The 20,024-nt window shown below is 74.3% G+C and carries 18 protein-coding genes, 1 tRNA gene and 1 pseudogene; 11 read left to right on the top strand and 9 right to left on the bottom strand.

The window, feature by feature from the left end; all coding sequences use genetic code 11:
- Window positions 1-175: 175 nt before the first annotated feature.
- The 3 genes and pseudogenes from ACFVGO_RS01710 to ACFVGO_RS01700 all read left to right on the top strand — a co-directional run.
- A pseudogene (locus ACFVGO_RS01710) lies at window positions 176-1,240 on the top strand (sugar phosphate nucleotidyltransferase); the annotation flags it as partial.
- A gap of 258 nt (window positions 1,241-1,498) precedes the next feature.
- Window positions 1,499-2,527: a YIP1 family protein gene (locus ACFVGO_RS01705; protein WP_380630595.1), complete on the top strand. Its 1,029-nt coding sequence runs from the start codon at window positions 1,499-1,501 to the stop codon at window positions 2,525-2,527.
- Between the two features lie 200 nt (window positions 2,528-2,727).
- The gene (locus tag ACFVGO_RS01700; protein ID WP_359897744.1) at window positions 2,728-3,618 is read left to right on the top strand and encodes a metal-dependent hydrolase; all 891 of its coding nucleotides are present in this window, start codon (window positions 2,728-2,730) and stop codon (window positions 3,616-3,618) included.
- A gap of 85 nt (window positions 3,619-3,703) precedes the next feature.
- Here ACFVGO_RS01700 and dcd read toward each other — a convergent pair whose 3' ends face one another.
- Complete coding sequence (gene dcd, locus ACFVGO_RS01695) at window positions 3,704-4,279, bottom strand: dCTP deaminase (protein WP_359897745.1); 576 nt, start codon at window positions 4,277-4,279, stop codon at window positions 3,704-3,706.
- 71 nt (window positions 4,280-4,350) lie between these two features.
- Window positions 4,351-4,572, bottom strand: coding sequence for a hypothetical protein (locus tag ACFVGO_RS01690; protein ID WP_380351225.1), 222 nt, complete (start codon window positions 4,570-4,572; stop codon window positions 4,351-4,353).
- Window positions 4,573-4,848: 276 nt separating this feature from the next.
- On the opposite strand from ACFVGO_RS01690, the gene ACFVGO_RS01685 reads away from it, so the two are divergent.
- Window positions 4,849-4,922: transfer RNA gene (locus tag ACFVGO_RS01685), tRNA-Gly, on the top strand.
- A gap of 357 nt (window positions 4,923-5,279) precedes the next feature.
- On the top strand, window positions 5,280-6,548 hold the full coding sequence (locus ACFVGO_RS01680) for a GNAT family N-acetyltransferase (RefSeq protein WP_359897763.1): 1,269 nt from the start codon (window positions 5,280-5,282) through the stop codon (window positions 6,546-6,548).
- Between the two features lie 71 nt (window positions 6,549-6,619).
- Here ACFVGO_RS01680 and ACFVGO_RS01675 read toward each other — a convergent pair whose 3' ends face one another.
- The 3 genes from ACFVGO_RS01675 to ACFVGO_RS01665 all read right to left on the bottom strand — a co-directional run bounded on the left by ACFVGO_RS01675 (window position 6,620) and on the right by ACFVGO_RS01665 (window position 9,593).
- The gene (locus ACFVGO_RS01675) at window positions 6,620-6,865 is read right to left on the bottom strand and encodes a hypothetical protein (RefSeq protein ID WP_359897764.1); all 246 of its coding nucleotides are present in this window, start codon (window positions 6,863-6,865) and stop codon (window positions 6,620-6,622) included.
- 277 nt (window positions 6,866-7,142) lie between these two features.
- Complete coding sequence (locus tag ACFVGO_RS01670) at window positions 7,143-8,348, bottom strand: GAF domain-containing SpoIIE family protein phosphatase (RefSeq protein ID WP_359897765.1); 1,206 nt, start codon at window positions 8,346-8,348, stop codon at window positions 7,143-7,145.
- Between the two features lie 309 nt (window positions 8,349-8,657).
- Window positions 8,658-9,593: a LysR family transcriptional regulator gene (locus tag ACFVGO_RS01665; protein WP_380549877.1), complete on the bottom strand. Its 936-nt coding sequence runs from the start codon at window positions 9,591-9,593 to the stop codon at window positions 8,658-8,660.
- A gap of 145 nt (window positions 9,594-9,738) precedes the next feature.
- On the opposite strand from ACFVGO_RS01665, the gene ACFVGO_RS01660 reads away from it, so the two are divergent.
- Window positions 9,739-11,007 (top strand): MFS transporter, encoded by a 1,269-nt coding sequence (locus ACFVGO_RS01660; protein WP_380630593.1) that lies wholly within the window; start codon window positions 9,739-9,741, stop codon window positions 11,005-11,007.
- A complete protein-coding gene (locus ACFVGO_RS01655; RefSeq protein WP_359897768.1) occupies window positions 11,004-11,603 on the top strand; it encodes a cysteine hydrolase in 600 nt (199 codons plus the stop codon). The genes ACFVGO_RS01660 and ACFVGO_RS01655 overlap by 4 nt, the downstream gene beginning before the upstream one ends.
- Before the next feature lie 333 nt (window positions 11,604-11,936).
- On the opposite strand, the gene ACFVGO_RS01650 is transcribed toward ACFVGO_RS01655, so the two are convergent.
- Entirely contained in the window at window positions 11,937-13,055 is a 1,119-nt protein-coding gene (locus ACFVGO_RS01650) for a nucleotide disphospho-sugar-binding domain-containing protein (protein ID WP_380630592.1), read from the bottom strand.
- Between the two features lie 261 nt (window positions 13,056-13,316).
- Entirely contained in the window at window positions 13,317-14,099 is a 783-nt protein-coding gene (locus tag ACFVGO_RS01645; protein ID WP_359897770.1) for an alpha/beta hydrolase, read from the bottom strand.
- A gap of 376 nt (window positions 14,100-14,475) precedes the next feature.
- Here ACFVGO_RS01645 and ACFVGO_RS01640 point away from each other — a divergent pair, with 376 nt between their 5' ends.
- Window positions 14,476-14,955, top strand: a complete 480-nt coding sequence (locus ACFVGO_RS01640; protein WP_359897771.1) for a hypothetical protein — start codon at window positions 14,476-14,478, stop codon at window positions 14,953-14,955.
- Window positions 14,956-15,492: 537 nt separating this feature from the next.
- Here ACFVGO_RS01640 and ACFVGO_RS01635 read toward each other — a convergent pair.
- Complete coding sequence (locus ACFVGO_RS01635) at window positions 15,493-16,140, bottom strand: response regulator (protein ID WP_380351230.1); 648 nt, start codon at window positions 16,138-16,140, stop codon at window positions 15,493-15,495.
- A gap of 64 nt (window positions 16,141-16,204) precedes the next feature.
- A complete protein-coding gene (locus tag ACFVGO_RS01630) occupies window positions 16,205-17,518 on the bottom strand; it encodes a sensor histidine kinase (RefSeq protein WP_380630590.1) in 1,314 nt (437 codons plus the stop codon).
- Between the two features lie 334 nt (window positions 17,519-17,852).
- Here ACFVGO_RS01630 and ACFVGO_RS01625 point away from each other — a divergent pair, with 334 nt between their 5' ends.
- From ACFVGO_RS01625 to ACFVGO_RS01615, 3 genes are all read left to right on the top strand, one after another.
- Window positions 17,853-18,413 (top strand): heme-binding protein, encoded by a 561-nt coding sequence (locus ACFVGO_RS01625; RefSeq protein ID WP_359897773.1) that lies wholly within the window; start codon window positions 17,853-17,855, stop codon window positions 18,411-18,413.
- Between the two features lie 156 nt (window positions 18,414-18,569).
- Window positions 18,570-18,995, top strand: a complete 426-nt coding sequence (locus tag ACFVGO_RS01620; RefSeq protein WP_359897774.1) for a hypothetical protein — start codon at window positions 18,570-18,572, stop codon at window positions 18,993-18,995.
- A gap of 106 nt (window positions 18,996-19,101) precedes the next feature.
- Window positions 19,102-19,983 (top strand): NAD(P)-dependent oxidoreductase, encoded by an 882-nt coding sequence (locus ACFVGO_RS01615; RefSeq protein WP_359897775.1) that lies wholly within the window; start codon window positions 19,102-19,104, stop codon window positions 19,981-19,983.
- Window positions 19,984-20,024: the final 41 nt, after the last annotated feature.

Genomic DNA, 20,024 nt, shown 5'->3' with positions numbered 1-20,024 from the left:
TCGGTCGGAAGCAAATACAGTAGGCCCGGACCGGCTTCGTGCCGGTCGACCCGTTCCGGACGGAAGCCCCGGACGGGTGGCGACCCGCGCCGGCCGGACGGCCGGGTCCAGACCGACGACGAGGTGTCGGCCCGCCGGGCCGGGCCGCAGAGACACAAGGGGAACAGCGCAGACCATGACCGAGGCGATCATGCTGGTCGGTGGTAAGGGCACGCGACTGCGTCCGCTGACCACCCACACCCCCAAGCCGATGCTGCCGGTGGCAGGCGTCCCGTTCATCGCGCACCAGTTGGCCCGCGCGGCCGCCGCCGGCGTCACCCGCGTCGTGCTGGCCACGTCGTACCTGGCCGAGGTGTTCGAGGACCACTTCCAGGACGGCACCCCGTACGGCATCGAGCTGGTCTACCTGACCGAGCGCGAGCCGCTGGGCACCGGCGGGGCCATCCGCAACGCCGCGTCCGGGCTGACCTGCGGCCCGGACGAACCGGTCCTGGTCTTCAACGGCGACATCCTCTCCGGTGTCGACATCGCCGCCCTGCGCGACGGCCACGTGGCCGCCGGGGCCGACGTCACCCTGCACCTGACCCGGGTCGAGGACCCGCGCGCCTTCGGCCTCGTCCCGACCGACGAGGACGGGCGGGTGCTGGAGTTCCTGGAGAAGCCGGAGACCCCCGAGCAGATCGTCACCGACCAGATCAACGCCGGCTGCTACGTCTTCACCCGGTCCGTGATCGACCGCATCCCGGCCGGCCGCGAGGTGTCCGTCGAGCGCGAGACCTTCCCCGAGCTGCTGGCCACCGGCGCACTGCTGCGCGGCGTCGTCGACACCTCGTACTGGCTGGACCTGGGCACCCCGGCGGCCTTCGTCCGCGGCTCGGCCGACCTGGTGCTCGGCAAGGTCGACTCCCCGGCCGTCCCCGGCCCGACCGGCGACGCCCTGCTGCTGCCCGGCGCCACCGTCCACCCGGGCGCGGTGCTCAGCGGCGGCACCGTGGTCTCCGAGGACGCGGTGGTCGAGGCCGGCGCGATCGTCGAGGGCAGCGTGATCCTGCCGGGCGCGGTGATCGGCCCGGACACCCTGGTCAAGGACTCGATCGTGGGGGCCTTCGCCACCGTCGGCGACCGCTCGGCGCTGGACGGCGCGGTGATCGGCGACGGCGCGATCGTGGAGTCGGACAACGAGCTGCCCAACGGCATCCGGATCGCCTGCGGCACCCTGCTGCCGGTCGGCGCCGTCCGCACCACGGCCGGGCCGGGCGGCTGCCCGGCCGGCACCAGCGCGGCCGCGGCGGTGCACGGGCCGTCGGTCGGCGCGCAGCGGTAGCGACTCCGGGGGCTGCCGGGCTCCCGGGCCGCCGGGCTCCGGGGTGCCGGGCTGTTGGGCTCCCGGGGGTCGTTCCGGCGGGTTTTCGGCCCCGTTCGTCTCAGCCTCGCTGCAAACCGGCCCCGGCTCCGTCCGGGGCCGACGCGGGCCGGGCCGGGCGGGTACCTTCGGACCGTGGCTGGTAATCGATACGACAGCGGTCAGGGCGCCGACCGTCCGCACGGCGGGTGGTCGGCCCCTCCGCCGCCGTCGGTGCCCGGGGGGCACGGGGGGACGGACGGGCCGGAGTACTTCACGGCCCCGCACGCGGCGACGCCCGGCGGTCCCGGCGGGCCGGCCGGCCCGCCCGGCGCTCCGGGGCACCCGGCGGGGGACGGGTACGACCCGTACGCGGCGGACCGGCCCGGCAGCACCCGGGCCTTCCCGACCGGCGACCCGTACGCGGACGGCGGCCCGTACGCGCAGCAGCCGCCGTACGGGCCCGCGCAGGGCTACGGCCCGGACCAGGGCTACGGCCCCGACCACGGGTACGGTCCGGACCACGGCTACGGGCCCGACCAGGGCTACGGCCCCGACCAGGGCTACGACCAGCAGCCGTACGGCCAGGACAACGTCGCCGTCTACCGGGCCGGCGGCCAGTCCGCCCCGCACGTCGCCGGGCCCCGGCCGCACTGGCGCGAGCTGTTCACCGGCCTGTTCCGCGCCCCGACCGCGATCTTCGACCGCACCCGCGACCACCAGGTCTGGCTGCCCGCCCTCACCGTCTCGCTGCTGTACGGCGCGCTCGCGGTGCTCGGCATCGGGCTGACCCACGACGACATCGTCAACTCGACCTTCACCGTGGCGCTGACCGGCATCCTCGCCGCCGCCATCGGCTTCACCGTGACCGGGGCGCTCTTCGGCGGAGTCACCTACGCGCTGGCCCGCCAGCTCGGCGGCGACGGCCCGTGGAAGGCGACCGTCGGCCTGGCCGCGCTGATCGGCTGGCTCACCGACGCGCCCCGGCTGCTGCTCGACCTGGTGCTGCCCTCCGGCAGCGCCGTCGTCCAGGTCGTCGGCTGGGCCACCTGGATGCTCTGCGCGTACCTGCTGACCAGCATGGTCCGGCGGCTGCACGACCTGCCCTGGGGCAAGGCCGCGGCCGCCTCGGCGGTACAGCTGGTCGCGCTGCTGGTGCTGATCAAGCTGCCGACGCTGGGCTGAGCGCCCGGCGGGCCGAGGGGTTCGGCGGGCGGCCGGCTCCGGCGGGCTTCAGCGGGCTCCAACGGGCTCCGACGGGCTTCGGTGGGCGGAACCCTTCGGGGGGCGGAACCCTTCGGCGGGCGGAAGGCAGAATGGGGGCGGGTCGCGGCCGAGCGCCGGGCCCGCCCACCCTCGTCGTCCCACCTTCACCGGAGCCAGGAATGACCCTCCCCACCACCCACGTCAGCTTCCCGGCCGGGGCGGTGACCGGCGAGTCCCCGGTGCTCGCGGTGCACCCGCTGGCCGACGGCCGGTACGCCGTCGTCACCGAGGCGACCCCGTTCCACCCGCTCGACCACACCTGGCCGGACCAGCCGGCCGACCTCGGCACCCTGACCGTGGACGGCACCGGGCTGGCCGTCGTCGACTGCCTGACCGGCGCCGTCGGCCCGGACGGCGGGGAGCTGCTGGTCGGCGCCGACATCCCGGTCCGGCGCGGTGACGAGGAGTGGTCCTGGCTGGTCCTGCACGTCCTCGACGGCGACCCCGGCGACATCGTCGGCCGCACCGCCGCGCTCGCCGTCGACGCCGACCGCCGGGGCGCCCTCAGCGCCTCGCACAGCGGCTGCCACCTGCTCGCCCTCGCCCTGAACGCCGCGCTCGCCCCGCGCTGGCGCAAGGACCCGGGCCGCTCGGACGCCTTCGGCCACCCGGACTTCGACAGCCTCGCCATGGCGAGCTCGGTGATGGACACCGCGGCCAGCACCGACACCTACCGGCTCGGCAAGTCGCTGAAGAAGAAGGGCTTCACGGTGGACGCCACCGAGGAGTTCCCGGCCCTCGCCGACGCCCTGCCGGCCCTCACCGAGGCCGTCAACGCCCGGCTGGCCGCCTGGGTCGCCGCGGACGCCCCGGTCCGCATCGAGGTGCCCGGCCCCGAGCTGACCGCCCGCCGCCAGTGGCACTGCGAGCTGCCCGAGGGCGGCGCGCAGATCTTCTGCGGCGGCACCCACCTGCACCACCTCGGCGAGCTGGCCGAGCTGCGCACCGAACTGCGGCTGTCCGAGGACGGCACCGAGCTGGTCGCCGTCACCAGCCCGAAGCGGGCCTGAGGAACGCCGCGGGCGGCCACCCCTCCTTCCGACCTCGGAAGGGGGTGGCCGCCCGTCGTGCGTGCGCTCTGCGGAGCCCTTCGGCTCAGACCTCGGTGTGGTGGAAGTTCAGGTACGAGCGCGACGGCGTCGGGCCGCGCTGGCCCTGGTAGCGCGAGCCGTAGCGCTCCGAGCCGTACGGGTGCTCCGAGGGCGAGGAGAGCCGGAACAGGCACAGCTGCCCGATCTTCATGCCCGGGTACAGCTTGATCGGCAGCGTCGCGACGTTCGACAGCTCCAGCGTCACGTGGCCGCTGAAGCCGGGGTCGATGAAGCCGGCCGTGGAGTGGGTGAGCAGGCCCAGCCGGCCCAGGCTCGACTTGCCCTCCAGCCGGGACGCGACGTCGTCGGGCAGCGTGATGACCTCGTACGTCGAGGCCAGCACGAACTCGCCGGGGTGCAGGATGAACGCCTCGTCGCCCTCCGGCTCGACCAGCCGGGTCAGGTCCGGCTGCTCCTCCGAGGGGTCGATGTGCGGGTACTTGTGGTTCTCGAACACGCGGAAGAAGCGGTCGAGGCGCACGTCGATACTCGACGGCTGGATCATCGACGGGTCGAACGGGTCGACGACGACCCGGCCCCGGTCGATTTCGGTCCGGATGTCCTTGTCAGAGAGCAGCACGCTTCGAGGTTACGTGCAAGAAAGGGCCCCGGACGAATCCGCCCGGGGCCCGTCCGCCCTTCCGCCGGCCCTCAGGCCAGGAACTCCGCGGCCTCCAGCCGCATCGCCCGCGCCAGTTGCGGCTCCGACAGCTCCCGCACGTCGGCCAGCACCGAACTCCGCAGCCGTCCGCACTGCGGACATCGGATCAACCGCCCGGGGCCGATCCGGCCCGGACCGAGGTTCTGCATCGGGAACGTGGTGGTGCTGAACAGGTGCCCCTCGGCACAACGAACGACGGCGCGCTGCTCCATCGATCCCCTTCCCATCCCTAACCCAGTACTCACCCGTACTCACGTGCCCCGGCGGCCGAGCCCCGGGACAGCGTCACACGAAGGGATGTTCCGGACATTCCTCACCATGGCTCGCCGCCCCGGCCCCCACTCACCGGGGCACTCGCACGCGGCCCAAACAGTACGCCTCCGCACCCGCCCCACCGTGCTCCGCCACGTTCACCGACCCCCTGTGCAACCACCGTCGCAGATGGGGTACAGTGACACTGGATCGAGCGGTCTCTGACGGCTCATCAGGCGGGCGTAGTTTAATGGTAGAACATGAGCTTCCCAAGCTTAGAGCGCGAGTTCGATTCTCGTCGCCCGCTCCAGCAGTAAAGCCCCAGGTCAGCGGCCTGGGGCTTTCGCGTTGTCCGGGCCGGTCCGGCCCTGTTGCGCCCGCCCCGGAGGCCGCGGGGAGTCGGCTGCATGGCGGCGAACGCATGTGCCATGTACGGGAGTTGACGTTCACCATCCATCCGGGTGAGCACCGTGGCGATCGACGGAGCGTTCCGGGGCGAGCGTGTCCGGGCGGTCAAGGGTCCGGATGCGGCTCGGGGCGTCTCGGGGTGCTGGGTGCGCGCACCGGCCGTGGCCGTCCGCCCTGGCGAGCGACCGGGCCGGAGTCGGCCGATGATGGAAGTCCAGGGGCGCGCGACGTTCGAGAGCGGCGTATGCGAGAGCGGCGAATGGCTGTATGGCATGTCCGGGACTTCACTCCGGACGACCTCGAAGCGATGGTCCGGCTCGACGCCGAGAGCGCCACCACGGATCGCGCCGCCGTCTTCCGTCTCTCGGACGTGGTCGCCGCGCTGCAGGCACGGAATCCGAGCGTCGTCGTGGTCGCGGACGGCCATCTGGTGGGCGCGGCGGTGGGCCGGGTGGACGGGGACCGGGCATGGGTGCTGCGCATCGCCCTGCACCCCGCCTGGCGGAACCTGGGCATCGGCACCGCCCTGCTGTCCGCGCTGGAGCACCGTCTGCGGGACGCCGGCGCCAGGATCGTCGCGGCGTTGCTGCCCGATGAGGAGACCGGAGCCACCGCACTGGTCAACTCCGGATTCCAACCCCACCGGGGGCTCACGTACTTCGAGAAGTCGGAGGCCGTCAGTGCCCAGGGCGCGACGGTCCTGGCGATGCTGGGCGCGGTCATGCCCGAAGCCCGTCTCTGGGAGCGGCTCACGGGCATGGCCGACGAGAAGCGGCTCATCGAACGGCGACTGGTGCTGCCCCTGGCGAACCCCGAGCTGGCGGACGCCCACGGAGTGGAACCGCCGCGCGCGGTCGTGCTGTTCGGCCCGCCGGGCACGGGCAAGAGCACGTTCGCCAAGGCCGTGGCCGGCCGGCTCGGCTGGCCGTTCATCGAGATCTTCCCCTCCAGGCTCGTCTCCGAGGACGGGCTGGCCACCGGACTCAGCCGCCGCTTCGAGGAGGTGGTGCAGCTCGACCATGTGCTGCTCTTCATCGACGAGGTCGAAGAGGTCGCCGGGACACGCAGCCTCGCCGCCCCCGCTTCGGTCGGCGTGGTCAACGAACTCCTCAAGTCGATCGTGCGGTTCCGTGACCGCGACGGCCGGCTCCTCGTCTGTGCCACCAACTCGGTGGCCGCGCTGGATCCGGCGTTCCTGCGCCACGGCCGGTTCGACTACGTCCTGCCGGTCGGGCCACCCGACGCCGCGGCCCGCGACGCGCTGTGGGCCGGCTACACGGCGAAAACGGGCACCGCCGCGGACACGGCGGTGCTCGCGGAAGCCAGCGAGGGCTTCACTCCCGCCGACATCCGGCAGGTCGCCATGGCGGTCGCCCAGAGCACGTTCGAGCGCACGCTCGACACGGGGGAGCGGACCCAACCCGGCACCCAGGACTATCTGGACGCCATCCACCGCACCCGTCCGACCGTTTCCGAGGAGATGGCCCGGGAATTCGCCGACCAGGCGGTCCGCTACGGGCGCGTCTGAGGGGCCGCCCCGTACCCGCGGAGCGTCCGACACCGGGGCGTACCCGGAGCGGGGGCCGGCGCGGACCGCCGTCAGTACTCGGCGCCTTTTCGCAGGTAGCTGCCCATGACCTGGAGCCACGCCCCGGGGCCGAAGCAGACCTCGATCCGGTAGGGCGTGTCCTCGAAGACCCGCAGGACGCGCAGCGCACCACTGGGATGCAGGTCGTACTCGAAGGTGACGCCGTCCGCACCGTCCTCGTACTGCATGTCCAGCGGCCCCTTCGACGGCTCCGCCGGCACCCGGGCGTCGGCCGAGAGCTTCACGTAGACGGACATCTCCCCGTCCCGCCTTTCCTGTCTGTCCGAGGAGCCCGGCCCACGAGGCCGCCCCGCAGGAGGCCCCGCCCGGTGGCTCGGAGCCGATGCCGGTGGCGACGAAGGACCTGCCGGGCCGAGTCGCTTCCCGCCGGTCTCACCGTGTCGTCGCCGACCGGGGACCGGTCGCTTCGTCCGACACGGTTCGCCACCCGTCCGCGGACGACATCCCCACGGTACTCCGCCCGCACCGGCCCGGCCCGGCCGGTCACGAGAGCCGTGGTGAGGGGCGGCCCGCTCAGCGCCACTCGATCAGGAACAGGGTCGCGTCGTCGCTCGTCCGCCCGCCGCGCTTCTCCTTCAGGACGTGGGAGAGCGCGCGCACCACGGCCCGCACCCCGTCCTGCGAGCGCTCGACGCGGTTGACCCAGTCGATGAGCTGTTCCTCCCCGAACTGCTCCCCGCCGGCCTCGCGCTCCTCGACCAGGCCGTCGGTGAAGCACAGCACCCGGTCACCGTGCCGCAGCACCCGCTCGCTGATCACCGGCTCCTCACCGCCGAAGCCGACCGGCAGGGTGGTCTCGCTCTCCAGCCGCTCGACGACGACGTGGTCGCGGATCAGCAGCGGTTGGGGATGGCCGGCGTTGACCCACTGCAGGTGGCCGGTCCCGGTGTCCAGGCGCATCATCTGCGCGGTGACGAAGTGGTCCGGCCCGAACTGCTCGGCAATGGCCCGGTCCATGAACGCGTAGATCTCGGCGAGTCCGATGTCGGCGCGCCTGGCGTGCCGGTACGCGCCGATGGCCACGGTCGCCATGGTCGCGGCGTCCAGCCCGTGGCCCATCGCGTCGATCGTGGCGACGTGCAGGAGGCCGTCGTTGAGCGCGTAGTCGAAGCTGTCCCCGGCCACCTGGTAGGCCGGTTCGAGGATCCCGGCCACGGCGACCTGCGGAACGGACAGCGACAGCGGTGGCAGCAGCGACCACTGGATCTCCGCGGCCACGCTCATCGGTTCGAGGCGCCGGGCCTGGAAGATCCGGTCGGTGTAGCCGCTCTTGGTGACCAGCAGATCGGCGACCAGGGCGGCGAGGCGCCGCAGCAGCGGCCGGTCGCCCTCGTCGACCGCGTCCAGGGTGAGGGCCAGAACCCCCACCTCGTCGCCGCCGTCCAGCAACGGCAGGTACAGCCGCACCCCGTCGGGCCGCGGCTCCTCGACGGCGACACCGCGCAGGAAGGCCGCGCCCGCCGGGGAGCCGTCGATCGGCACCGGCTCCCCGGCGGCCAACCCCCGCCCCGGCAACGGCGCCAGCACCAGCTGGCCGTAGTCCTGCAGCAGGAGCGCCGGGTCGCGGCCGCCGAGCCCGCGCACCGCGGCGGCGACCAGCGGGGCGATCAGCTGGGGCGGCAGCTCATGGGTCTGATCGAGCAGCGTGCCCAGCAGGCGTTCGCCGTGCCCCTCCGGCCGGTCCGGTCGCGCCGCGCCGGACCGCTGCTCACCGCTCATCGCTGTTCACCGCTCATCCCTGCCCGCCGCCGCCCCGCTCGCGCCGCCGTTCTGCTCCCGCGCGGGCACTCGACACCGGCTCGATCGACCCCGGCACCCCGGTGCAGTCCGCCGGGGCGGGTCCTTCCATTACGCCCGACGGCGGTGCATCGCGCCCTCCGGCCACGTTCCCCTCACGGGTGGCCGCCGGCGGGGATCCCGGGCGGGGCGGAGCACGGCCCCCGCCGCGGCCGCTGTTTCGGTCGGTCCGGCTCCGTCCCTTCCGCGTTGTCCGGACCGGCCGGTTCGGGCCGGGGTGGTTCGGGGAGGTCAGTGGGGGAGGGCCCAGGCGGGGGTCCAGGTGTCCGGGGCGGCGGGGTCCGCGGGGGCGGCCGCGAGGTGGGCGCGGAGCGTGGGCAGCGCCGGGTGGGGGTTGTCGCGGTGCCAGAGGAGGGAGTGGGGGTAGACGGGCGTCGGGTCGGTCACCGGGATGCGGCGCAGGCCGTGGCCGGCGGGCCAGACGAGACGGGTCCGCTCGCTCATGAAGGTGGCCAGGGCCGGGGTGTCGGCGATGGTGTCGAGGAGCACGTCGGAGCCGAAGTTGGGGCCGGTGGCCTCGATGGTGAGGCCGAACTCGGCGACCAGGTCGGCGTAGTAGGCGCCCCACTCGGTGCCGGGGGCGATGCCGGGCATCCAGATCCGGTGGCCGACCAGTTCGGCGACGGTCACGGACCCGGCGTCCGCGAGGGCGTGGTCGGGGCCGGTGAGGAGTTGGAGCGGTTCGTCGAGCACCCGGACGGACTCGATGTCCTCGGGCAGGGGCCTGCCGGGCGCGGCGACGGCGCGGAAGGACGCGTCGATCGTGCCGGAGCGGATGGCGGCGACGGCGGTGTCGATGTCGAACAGCATCAGCACGTCGAGGTCGATGTCGGGGTGGCTGCGGTGGAAGCCGCGCATCAGGCCCGAGACCGCGCCGCGTGAGTTGATCACGTCGACCCGCAGCGGGCGGCGGCCGGCGCGCACGGACGCGACCGCCCGCTCGGCGACCCGCAGCAGCTCGCGGGCGTGAGGCAGGAACGCCTGCCCGTCGATGGTCAGTTCGGCGCCGCGCGGGGTGCGGGTGAACAGCCGCACGCCGAGGTCGCGCTCCAGTGCGGCGACGCGCTTGGAGACGGCCTGCTGGGTGACGGACAGGTCGACGGCGGCCTTCTGGAACTGGCCGGCCTCCGCGATGGCGGCGAAGGTGCGCACTGCTTCGAGGTCCACGCAACCCACCTTAGGGAACAACCGGGGGTTGTGCGGAGTGGGTGAATCGGTTGTTTGACCTGCCGCAGTGGCGACCGATTGGCTCTCACCGGTCAACCCCGGTTTGTTCGGCCGGGGTCGGGACGTCGAGGGGAGCGCACCGCGCATGACGGGCGGGAAACGGCTGGGCCGGCGGTTCGGATGGCTGTGGGCGGCGTACGCGGCGAGCGCGTACGGGTCCGGACTGGGGTTCGGGGCACTGCCGCTGATCGCCGTCCTGGTGCTGCACGCCGGGCCCGCCGAGGTGTCCGCGCTGTCCGCGGTGGGGCCCGCGGTGGGTGCGCTGGTCGCGGTGCCGCTCGCGCCGTGGGTGGAGTTCCGGCGCAAGCGGCCGGTCATGATCGCGACGGACCTGATCCGGTTCGCGGCCATGGCGACGATCCCGGTGGCCTACGCCTTCGGGTGGCTCGGCTTCGTCCAGTTGCTCGTGGTCTCGATCGTGATCGCCGCGGCCAAGATCGCGTTCGGCGCGGCCAGTGGGGCCTACCTCAAGGCGCTCGTCCGGCCGGAGGACCTGCTCGTGGCCAACGCACGCTTCGAGTCGACGAATTGGAGTTCCATCGCGATCGGGCCGCCGCTCGGCGGGGCGGCGATCGGCTGGTTCGGGCCGGTCACCACCGTGGTGGCCGACGCGCTCAGCTACCTGCTCTCCGCGCTGGGCATCACCGCGATCCGCGACCGGGAGGAGCCGCCCGTCCGGGCCGGCGGGAAGCCGCTCCGGGTCGGCGCGGTGCTCGATGGCTGGCGACACATCCTGGGCGACCCCGGTCTGCGGGCGCTCTACCTCAACAACATGCTCGTCGCCGGTCTGATCATGGCCACCGAGCCGGTGCTCGCCGTCCTCCTCCTGCGCCAACTCCACTTCGCCCCTTGGGAGTACGGCCTCGCCTTCGCCGCCCCCTGCCTCGGCGGGCTGATCGGCTCCCGGCTGGCCCGGCGGGTCGTGGAGCGCCACGGGCGGGACCGGGTCTTCCGGGTCGTCGGCACCCTGCGGGCCGTCTGGCTGATCGGCCTGGCCTTCGTCCGCCCCGGCGTGATCGGGCTCGTCACCGTGATGGCCGTCGAGCTGGCGATCATCATCAACATGAGCCTGTTCAACCCGGTGCTCGCCACCTACCGGCTCGAACGCACGCCCAAGCACCTCGTCGCCCGCACCCTGTCGGCCTGGTCGATCGGCCAGCAGGCCTCCATCGCCGTCTGCACCGCGCTCGGCGGACTGCTCGCCGACGCCACTGGCCCGCGCACCGCCCTCACGGTCGCGGGACTGCTCATCCTCGCCACCCCCTTCCTGCTTCCCCGACCCGACCGGACGCGGCCGGACGCCGTACCGGGCACCCCGCCGGCCGCACCATCCGTACGGAGGACACCCGCATGAGCACCGACCGGGCACTCGACCCCGCGCACACCGCCCTCCTCGTCCTGGACTGCCAGCCCGCGATCCTGGCCGCGCTGCCCGGGGACGGGGACCGCGAGGCCCTGCTCGGCCGGGTGGCCGGGGCGATCGCCGACGTCCGCGCCGAGGGCGGCACCATCGCCCACGTACGCGTCGGCTTCACCGAGGCCGACTGGGACGCCGTCCCGGCCGCCAACACCACCTTCGCCCCGCTGGCCCGGCACCGCGCCATGCACCACGAGGACCCCGCCGCCGCCGTCCACGAGCACCTGGCGCCCGGGGACGGCGACATCCTCGTGCGCAAGACCCGCTACGGGGCCCTGTCCACCACCGACCTCGACCGGCGGCTGCGCGAGCGCGGCATCACCACGCTGGTCGTCTGCGGCCTCGGTACCGGCGGCGCCGTCCTGTCCACCGTCCTCGACGCGGCCGACCGCGACTACCGGCTCCTCGTCCTGTCCGACGGCGTCGCCGACCCGGATCCGGAGGTCCACGAGGTCCTGCTCCGCCGGGTCCTCCCCTCCCGGGCCGACGTCGTCGACACCGCCGGGCTGCGCGCCCTGCTCCGGGGCGACTGACGGGCCCGAACCCGTCCCGCCCCCGGCCGCCGCGCCGACCCGGTGCGGAGTGCGGCGTGCGGCGTGCGGTGTTCGCGGGGCGGCAGAGCGTCGAAGTGGCCGGGATCGATCTGGTTCCGGGGCGCCTCCAGCTGGTAACCGGTGGGCGGAGCCGGCCGGCGCGGGTGGGCGTCGAGTCCCGGCGCGGCCCGGTCCCGCCGACGGACGCCCGCCGACGGACGCCCGCCGACGCCGACCGACAGGCGCCCGCAGACGGCCGACAGCCGCAGGCCGGTCGGCCCGCGGCTGTCGTGCGGCGTCCGGGTGGGCCGGAGCCGGCAGTGGATCAGTGGATCAGCGGCGGGCGGCGAGGCCCTCCAGGCTGGGGACCAGGGTGGCCGGGGTGGGCAGGGCGGCGTTGTCGGCCTGCAGGCGGTGGGCGGCGTCGCGCAGCGCGGCGTCGGTGAGGATGCGGGTGAGCAGCGGGGTGTCGACGGCGTCGGAGGTGGAGCTCAGGGCGGCGCCGGTGGCGGTGATGGCGTCGGCGTTGAGGAAGTGGTCCGCGCCCTGGGGGAGCAGCAGCTGGGGCAGGCCCGCCTGGAGGGCGGTCAGCATGGTGCCCGAGCCGCCGTGGTGGATCAGCGCGTCGGCGCGGCCGAGCAGTTCGTTGAGCGGGACCCAGGGCAGGCCGCGGACGTTGGCGGGCAGGGTGCCGAGCGGGGCGAGGTCGGCGCTGCCGACCGCGAGCAGGAAGTCGGCGTCGACCTCGGCCGCCGCCTCGACCAGGCGGACCACCGCGCGGACGCCGTCGAGTTCGGCGAGCACGGTGCCCAGGGTGACGACCGCCCGCGGGCGGTCGGCCTTGCGGAGGAACTCGGCCGGGACGATGCCGCCGCCGTTGTACGGGACGTAGCGCATCGGCAGGCCGTCCGGGTCGCCGCCGAGCGGGCCGACGTTGAGCACCGCGGCGATGCCCGGGCCGGTCAGGCCGCGCTCCTCGTACAGGTCGGACACGTGCGAGGCCACCAGCTCGGTCATGGGACCGCCGGGGCTGGCACCGAAGTTCTGCACCACCGACGGGATCTTGAGCTGGGCGGCGATCAGCGGGGCGGCGGCCGCGAAGGAGTCGTGGACGATCAGGTCGGCGCCCCAGTCGGTGGCGGCCGCCAGCAGACCGTCCACGTCGGGACGGGAGGCTCGCGCGAACATCGCGGCCGCCATGTCGAGGATCTCGTCCTGGGTCCTGTTCTGGTTGACGTACTCGACCTTGCCGCCGAGAGCCTCCTCGATGATCTCCCGCAGGCCCCGGCCGTCGCCGATCTGGACGATGGGGAAGCCCGCGGAGCGGATCAGCTCGACCGGCTGTCCGACGGCGAACAGGACTTCGTGCCCGACGGCGCGCAGCGCCTGGGCGGTGGGCACCATCGGGTAGAGGTGACCGGCCGCGGTGGGGCCGGTGAAGAGTATGCGCATGGTGGTCTCCTTGCGGATGTTGCTGACAAGGCAGTCTCACCTTTGAAGTTGACGTTCAGTCAATTTGATTAGGATCACCATGCGCGGTAATCGGCCTTTCTGGAGCAGGGCTTGCCTCTCGGGCAATGGTGTGCTCCGCGCGCCGGTCGCCCGGGCCGTGCGCGCCCGCCGGCCGGACCCCCCGTACGCCGCCGCCCGCTCCCTCCCGGCGGTCGGTCGCGCGGCGGTCGGTTGTGCGACGGCCGGTCGCGCGGCGGTCGGTCACGCGGCCGTGAGGAAGTCCCGGACGGTGCCGGTGAACGCCTCGGTCTCCTCGGCGAGCACGATGTGGCCGGTGTCGAACTCGGCGTAGGCGCTGCCGGGCAGGGCGGCGTGCAGCCGGCGGGCGTTCTCCACCGGGACGGTGGCGTCCTGGGTGCAGCCGATCACCAGGGCGGGCGCCTGGACGCGCGGGAGCAGCGGGCCGAGGTCCAGTCCGAGGTTGAGGGCGATGTGCCGCAGGGTGCCCGGAGTCGGCTGCATGTAGGCGGTGTTGGCCTGGACGGCGGCGCGCCCGATCCGGTCGAGGAAGCCGCGGCTGAAGGCGGTGAGGGTGGCGTAGCCGCCGAACGCGGCGGGGTGGTCGGCGAGCGAGAGCCAGGTGGCCATGGAGAGCCGCAGGTACTCGTCCTGTTCCGCGCTGATCCACCCGGCGGCGGCGATCAGCCGGCGGACCCGCTCGGGGTGCAGGGCTGCGGTCGCGGTGGCGACGACGGCGCCGAGCGAGAAGCCGAGGACGTCGGCGGGGCCGCGGCCGGCGTCCTCGATCACGGCGGCGACCTGGGCGGCCAGCGCCTCCAGGGTGAGCGGCGTGCCGTCGTCGTCGGCGGCCTCGCTGCCGGAGAGGTCGGGCAGCAGCACGGTGCAGCGGTCGGTGAAGGCGTCCAGCAGGCCGTCCCACATGGCCGAGCCGGGGCCGGTGCCGTGCACCAGGACGAGGGTGTCGGGGCCGTCGCCGACGACGCGGTAGGGGATGCGGGCGGTGCCGACGGTGATGACGGGCATGGCGGGTCCTCTCGACAGGAGGGCGGACGGTGGGTCAGAAGACGTGCGGCAAGCGGACGGACGGCGGTTTCGGCCCGGCGGCTCGGCACAAGAAGTAAACTACACGGTGCAGATCAGTGATTCAACTGCACCGTGCAGTGCACTTTGAGGGTGTGGGAACGGTGAGGGATGGAGCCGGGAGGGGAACTGCCCGTACCCGCCCGCCGTCCAAGCAGTGACGGAATGCCTGCCCGGGTTGAACGCCGGGAGGAGTACGGAGGGCCCTGTGCAGTCAGGTGGTGCCGAGCTGAACGTCGGATGTCCGGGCGGCGGCCCCGGGGGCGCGAGGGTCGCGCCGGTCCGTCGGCCGGGGTCCGGGCCGGGGTCGGAGCCGGGGGTGACGGTCGATCAACTCGACGCCGCCGAGCACTGCGAGACGCTGCTCCAGGACACCCTGGACGCCGTCCGTCCGGCGCCGGTCTGGCAGGGGGCGCCCGCACGGGCGGGCGCGCGGCTGCCGCTGCCGGGGCGCGAGTCGGAACTGCTCTGGTACGTCACCCGGGGTCGGGACCTCCTCACCGTCGTCTCGCTGCCCCGGCGGGCGGTGCTGGCGGACGTGGTGGAGCGGCACTGGCGGCGGCGCGGCTGGACGATCACCTCGCTGAACGCCGGCCAGGATCGCCCGGGCGTCGCCGCGACCACCCCGGACGGCTACCGGCTGGCACTGCGCTTCGGCGAGTCGGGCGAGGCCGGGCTGACCGCGAGTTCGCCGGGAGTGGCCCGCTCGGAGCGGGGCCCGGTGCTGTCCGGGAGCGTCGACCACTGCGCGCCGCCGCTGCCGTACGTCCGCTGTCCGTACTGGAGCGCCCTGGCGTAGACGCCGGGACGCGCCGGGACGCGCCGGGGAGGCCGGAGGAGCCGGTGGAAGGGGACCGGGGGAGGCGTGGAGCGAGTCCCCCCGGACCCGCTCCACGCCGCCTCGTCGCGCGGCTTCGGCGCTGCCGCTCCCCCCGACACCCCGGGCAAACCCGCCGTTCCCCCCTGGCCACACCCTCCGGCGAGAGCGGTCCGCACAGGCCCCGGCGAGCCCCCACCCCCCGGGGACGTCGTTGATCTCAAACTAACAAACCGCGTGGTTGGTTTGTCAATAGCGAAATCCACGAAACATCCACATTGTGGCGAGGCCCTCGGCGGAACCCAAAAAGGCCTCGGACCAGGGAGTTGTGGCCGATCCGGGACGGCCGGCGCCCGAGCCGCCCGCACCGGGCCGGTGGAGCTCACGGGCGGGCACCGGCTCGGAATCCGACATTCCGAGCATCATGGCAGCACGCAGTGACACCGGGCGGGCGCCCAGCGCAGCCGGGAGAACGGAGAACGGGGAGCGGAGAACGGGGAGCGGGGAGCGAGTCCGGCCTCAGCGCAGCAGCCGGCGCTCCTTCGCCACCGCCACCGCGCCCGCCCGGGTGTCCACGCCCAACTTGTCGTAGATCCGGCCGAGGTGCGTCTTCACCGTGGCCTCGCTGATGAACAGCGCCCGGGCGATCTCCCGGTTGCCCAGCCCCTGCGCCAGCTGTTCGAGGATGTCCTGCTCGCGTTCGGTGAGCTGCGGTGAGGGCGCCCGCATCTGCGCCATCACCCTGGAGGCGACCGGCGGCGAGAGCACCGTGCGGCCCTGCGCGGCCGCGTGCACGGCGGAGAACAGCTCCTCCGGCCGTTCGGCCTTCAGCAGGTAGCCGGTGGCGCCGGCGGCGATGGCCCGGGTGATGTCGGCGTCCGTGTCGTAGGTGGTGAGCACCAGGACGTGCGGTCCGCCCGGGGCGGCGGTGATCCGCCGGGTGGCCTCCACCCCGTCGATGCCGTCGCCGAGTTGGAGGTCCATCAGCACGACCTGCGGCGCCAGCCGGGCGGCCAGCGCGACGGCCTCCTCCCCGGTGCTCGCCTCGCCGACCACCTCGATGTCGCCGGCGCTCGCCAGCAACGCCAGCAGCCCGGCCCGCACCACGGCGTGGTCGTCGCAGACCAGCAGGCGGACCGGGGTCGTCCGGACGGGAGTCGTGCTCATCTCTGCTCCAAGGTCATGGCCGCGCCGGGCCCGTCACCGCGCCGGGTGCACGGGTGATCCGCACTCATCGCTGCGTCAGGGGGATCGCGGCGGAGACGACGGTGCCCTCACCGGGCGTGCTCTCCACGGTCAGCCTGCCACCCAGCTGCCGGAGCCGGGCCCGCATCGCCGGCAGGCCGTACCCGCGCCCGCCCCCGGGGCCGGCCGCGTCCGGGTCGAAGCCCTGTCCGTCGTCCGCGATGTCCAGCACGGCCTGGTCGCCGAGGAAGGACAGCGTGATCGCGGCGGCCGAAGCCCCGGCGTGCTCGCGGACGTTGGCCAGTGCGCCCTGGGCGATCCGCAGCAGCGCGGACTGCGCGGCCGTGGGCAGCGGCACCGGCGTGCCGTCCAGGTGGAAGCGGACCGGCAGCCCGCTCTCGGCGGACTCCCGCTCGGCCAGCGACCGCAGCGCCCGGTCGAGGGTGCGGCCGTCGGACAGCTCCACCGGGGCGAGGCCGTGGACGAAGCGGCGGGCCTCGGCCAGGTTCCGGGCCGCCACCTCGGCGGCGGTGCGGACGTGGGTGCGGGCGGTCGCCGGGTGGGTGTCCCAGGTGCGCTCGGCGGCCTGGAGCAGCATCTGCTGACTGGACAGGCCCTGCGCCAGGGTGTCGTGGATCTCCATCGCCAGCCGCTCGCGCTCGGCCAGGGTGCCCTCCCGCCGCTCGGTGGCGGCGAGTTCGCGCCGGGTGCGGACCAGATCGGCGATCAGCGCGCGCTGCCGGGCGGCCTGCCGGGCCATGACGAGGAAGACGCCGGTGGCGAGCCCGGCCACCGCGGGCGGCAGCAGGACCAGGGTGGCGTCGGCGCCGCCGGGCAGCCGGATCTCGGCGATCACCACCAGCAGGGTCAGCGCCCCGACCAGCGGGATGGCCGCCCTCGCCGGCAGCACCCGCAGCACGCTGTAGATCAGCGGGACGGCGCACCAGGCGAAGCTCGGTGCGAGCAGCACCAGCACCACCCAGAGGGCCACCACCAGGGCCAGCGGCCACCGGCGGGGCCGGCCCGGGGCGGGCGGACGGCGGTGGTCGAGCCAGGACCCGGCCGGCCGGGCGACCGCGAGGGCCGCGCTCAGCCCGATCACCCAGGGCGCCTGCGCGGTGCCGGAGTGGTGGGTGAGGTAGCGGTTGAGCGAGGCGGCGAGCAGCAGCAGGAAGGCGGAGTCCAGCAGCAGTGCCAACCGGCCCGCGTCCGGGTCAGCGGTGTCGCGGGTGTCGAGGGTGTCGCCGGTGTCACGGGTGTCACGGGTGTCGAGGGTGTCGCCGGTGCCGAGGGCGGCGCGGTGGTCGGCGCCGGTGCGGTCCGCAGCGCCGCGGCCGGCGGTCGGGCGGGGCTGCTGCACGGGTGGCTCCTGGCTGAACGGGTGGTGCGGGCGCGGTCGGCGCCGGCCCGGACCGGCCTGCACCGGCCCGTACCGTCGCGGCCCGGCCTCGCACCGACCTGCGTCGATCCCTCGATGGTGACCCGTCCGGCCCGGGGCCGCATCAGCCGATCGGTTGACCCCGGCGTCCACCATCATGCCCGGACGTCCGCGCCGGACCGTCGATGTGGCGGCGCCTTCCCCGGGCGGAGGATCGAAGCACGCCGCCGGGCGATCCCCCCAACGGCCCGGCGGCCCCGAACCCCCGCCCCACCCCGCCACACCCCACCCCGCAGATCCGCTGAGGAGCTGGACCATGAAGAAGACCTCCGTGCGCACCCGGGTGCTGACCGGCACCGTCGCCGCCGCCGCGCTCGCCGCCGCCACCGTGGGCGCCGTCTCGGCCAGCGCCGAGTCCACCGACACCCCGGCCGTCCCGGCGGCGGCGAAGGCCGACACCCAGAACAAGAACCTGGCCGCGAGCAGCGGCCTGACCATCGACGCCGCCACCCGCGCCGCCCAGGCCGCCCTGGACGCGGCCACCAAGGCCGGCCAGCACGTGTCGGTCGCGGTCGTCGACCGCGACGGTGTCACCCGGGTGCTGCTGAAGGGCGACGGTGCCGGCCCGCAGGCCCCGGTCTCGGCCGAGCGCAAGGCCTTCACCGCGGTGTCCTGGAACGCCCCGACCTCGGAGCTGGCCAAGCGGCTGGCCCAGGCCCCGAACCTGAAGGACATCCCGGGCACCCTGTTCCTGGCCGGCGGGGCCCCGATCCAGTCGAAGGGCGCTCCGATCGCGGCCGTCGGCGTCGCGGGTGCGCCCAGCGGCGACCTGGACGAGCAGTTCGCGCAGGCCGGCGTCGCCGAGCTGGCGAAGTGACGTGAGCCCGGCCGCCGGACCGCCCCGCGCGAGGGGAGGGCCGGCGGCCGCTTCATGGCCTCGTTCGGGTGAACACCGGGAGGGTCGCCGCAGAACACGGGATGACCCTTCGAAAAGCCGGTGCCACTGTCAGTGGCGCGTGGCAGGCTTCCCGGTATGACGGCGTGGACCCTCAACGACATCGAACGTGCGATCCGCTCCTCCTGGGGTGTCGACACCTGTGCGCCCGAGGATCTGGCCCACTGGCGTCCCGACAATCCCGCCCGCGGCCAGTGCGGGGTGACGGCGATGGTGGTGCACGACCTGCTCGGCGGCGAGCTCATGATGGGCGAGGTGTACGTCGACGGGGTGCGGACGGACCTCCACTGGTGGAACCGTTTCGCCACCGGCTTCGAGATCGACCTCACCCGTGAGCAGTTCGGGCCGGACGAACTGGTCGGCCCTGGCCGCCCGGTGGCCCGGCCGGCCCGCCCCGGCCGGCTCCAGGCCCAGTACGAGCTGCTGCGCGGCCGGGTGGTCGCCGAACTGGAGCGCGGGGCGGCCGACGACCGCACCCGGATGCCGGCCCGCGCCTGCGCGTGAGCCGCTGCCCGGCCGCGGGTGCGCCGCCCGGTTCACCGGTCGGCCCGCGGGCGTTCTGACGTACAGTCGGTCGTGCACGAGCAGGTGCGGCGACGGGAGTGCGGGGATGACCGGGCGGACGATCGGCTTCGTGGGGCTGGGTTCGATGGGGCGCGGCATGGCCGGCAGCCTGCTGCGGGCCGGCCACACCGTACGGGTCTGGAACCGCTCGCCCGGGCCGGTGGCCGCCATGGTGGCCGAGGGCGCGGAGGCGGCCGACTCGCTCGCCGAGGTGTTCGCCGCCGACACGGTGGTCTCCATGCTCGCCAACGACACGGCGGTCGAGCGGCTGCTCGACCCCGCGCTGCTGGCCGGTGCCGCGGCGACCCTGCACGTCAACATGGCCACCGTCTCGCTCGCTCTCGCCGAGCGGGCCGAGGAGCGGTACGCCGAACACGGCATCGGCTACGTCGCCGCGCCCGTCCTCGGCCGTCCGCCGGTCGCGGCGGAGGGGCGGCTGAACATCCTGGTCGCGGGCGCGCCCGAACTGCTGGAACGGGCCGAGCCGCTGTTCGCCGCGATGGGCGAGCGCACCTGGCACTTCGGTGAGAGCCCCCGGCAGGCCAACACGGCCAAGATCAGCGCCAACTTCCTGATCGCCTGCGCGATCGAGTCGATGGCCGAGGCGTGCAGTCTGGCCGAGGCGCACGGCGTCCGGCCGACCGACCTGGTGGAGATGCTCAGCGGGACGCTCTTCCCCGGGCCGATCCACAGCGGCTACGGCTCGATGGTGGCCGAGCGCCGCTACGAGCCGGCGGGGTTCCGGCTGCCGCTCGGACTCAAGGACGTCGGCCTCGCGCTGGAGGCGGGGGCCGCGCGCAACGTTCCGCTGCCGTTCGGCAGCATCCTGCGGGACGCCTTCCTGGACGCGCTGGCCCACGGCGACGGGGACAAGGACTGGGCGGCCGTCGCGGCCGTCGCCCGCCGCCGGGCCGGACTGCCCGACTGACCGTCGGCCGGGCCGCCCCCCTGGCCCCGGCCCGCGCCCGG

This window comes from Kitasatospora sp. NPDC057738 (assembly GCF_042798815.1).
GTDB classification, from domain to species: Bacteria; Actinomycetota; Actinomycetes; order Streptomycetales; family Streptomycetaceae; genus Kitasatospora; species Kitasatospora lactacystinica.
This window is presented reverse-complemented; position numbering and strand designations above follow the sequence as displayed.

Bases quoted from the DNA above. Each gene is read 5' to 3' on its own strand.
- ACFVGO_RS01655 (WP_359897768.1), top strand. From the start codon at position 11,004: ATGAGCACCGACCGGGCACTCGACCCCGCGCACACCGCCCTCCTCGTC.
- ACFVGO_RS01660 (WP_380630593.1), top strand. From the start codon at position 9,739: ATGACGGGCGGGAAACGGCTGGGCCGGCGGTTCGGATGGCTGTGGGCG.
- ACFVGO_RS01615 (WP_359897775.1), top strand. From the start codon at position 19,102: ATGACCGGGCGGACGATCGGCTTCGTGGGGCTGGGTTCGATGGGGCGC.
- ACFVGO_RS01675 (WP_359897764.1), bottom strand. From the start codon at position 6,865: ATGTCCGTCTACGTGAAGCTCTCGGCCGACGCCCGGGTGCCGGCGGAG.
- ACFVGO_RS01670 (WP_359897765.1), bottom strand. From the start codon at position 8,348: ATGAGCGGTGAGCAGCGGTCCGGCGCGGCGCGACCGGACCGGCCGGAG.
- ACFVGO_RS01635 (WP_380351230.1), bottom strand. From the start codon at position 16,140: ATGAGCACGACTCCCGTCCGGACGACCCCGGTCCGCCTGCTGGTCTGC.
- ACFVGO_RS01620 (WP_359897774.1), top strand. From the start codon at position 18,570: ATGACGGCGTGGACCCTCAACGACATCGAACGTGCGATCCGCTCCTCC.
- ACFVGO_RS01645 (WP_359897770.1), bottom strand. From the start codon at position 14,099: ATGCCCGTCATCACCGTCGGCACCGCCCGCATCCCCTACCGCGTCGTC.
- ACFVGO_RS01625 (WP_359897773.1), top strand. From the start codon at position 17,853: ATGAAGAAGACCTCCGTGCGCACCCGGGTGCTGACCGGCACCGTCGCC.
- ACFVGO_RS01700 (WP_359897744.1), top strand. From the start codon at position 2,728: ATGACCCTCCCCACCACCCACGTCAGCTTCCCGGCCGGGGCGGTGACC.
- ACFVGO_RS01650 (WP_380630592.1), bottom strand. From the start codon at position 13,055: ATGCGCATACTCTTCACCGGCCCCACCGCGGCCGGTCACCTCTACCCG.
- ACFVGO_RS01690 (WP_380351225.1), bottom strand. From the start codon at position 4,572: ATGGAGCAGCGCGCCGTCGTTCGTTGTGCCGAGGGGCACCTGTTCAGC.
- ACFVGO_RS01680 (WP_359897763.1), top strand. From the start codon at position 5,280: ATGGCTGTATGGCATGTCCGGGACTTCACTCCGGACGACCTCGAAGCG.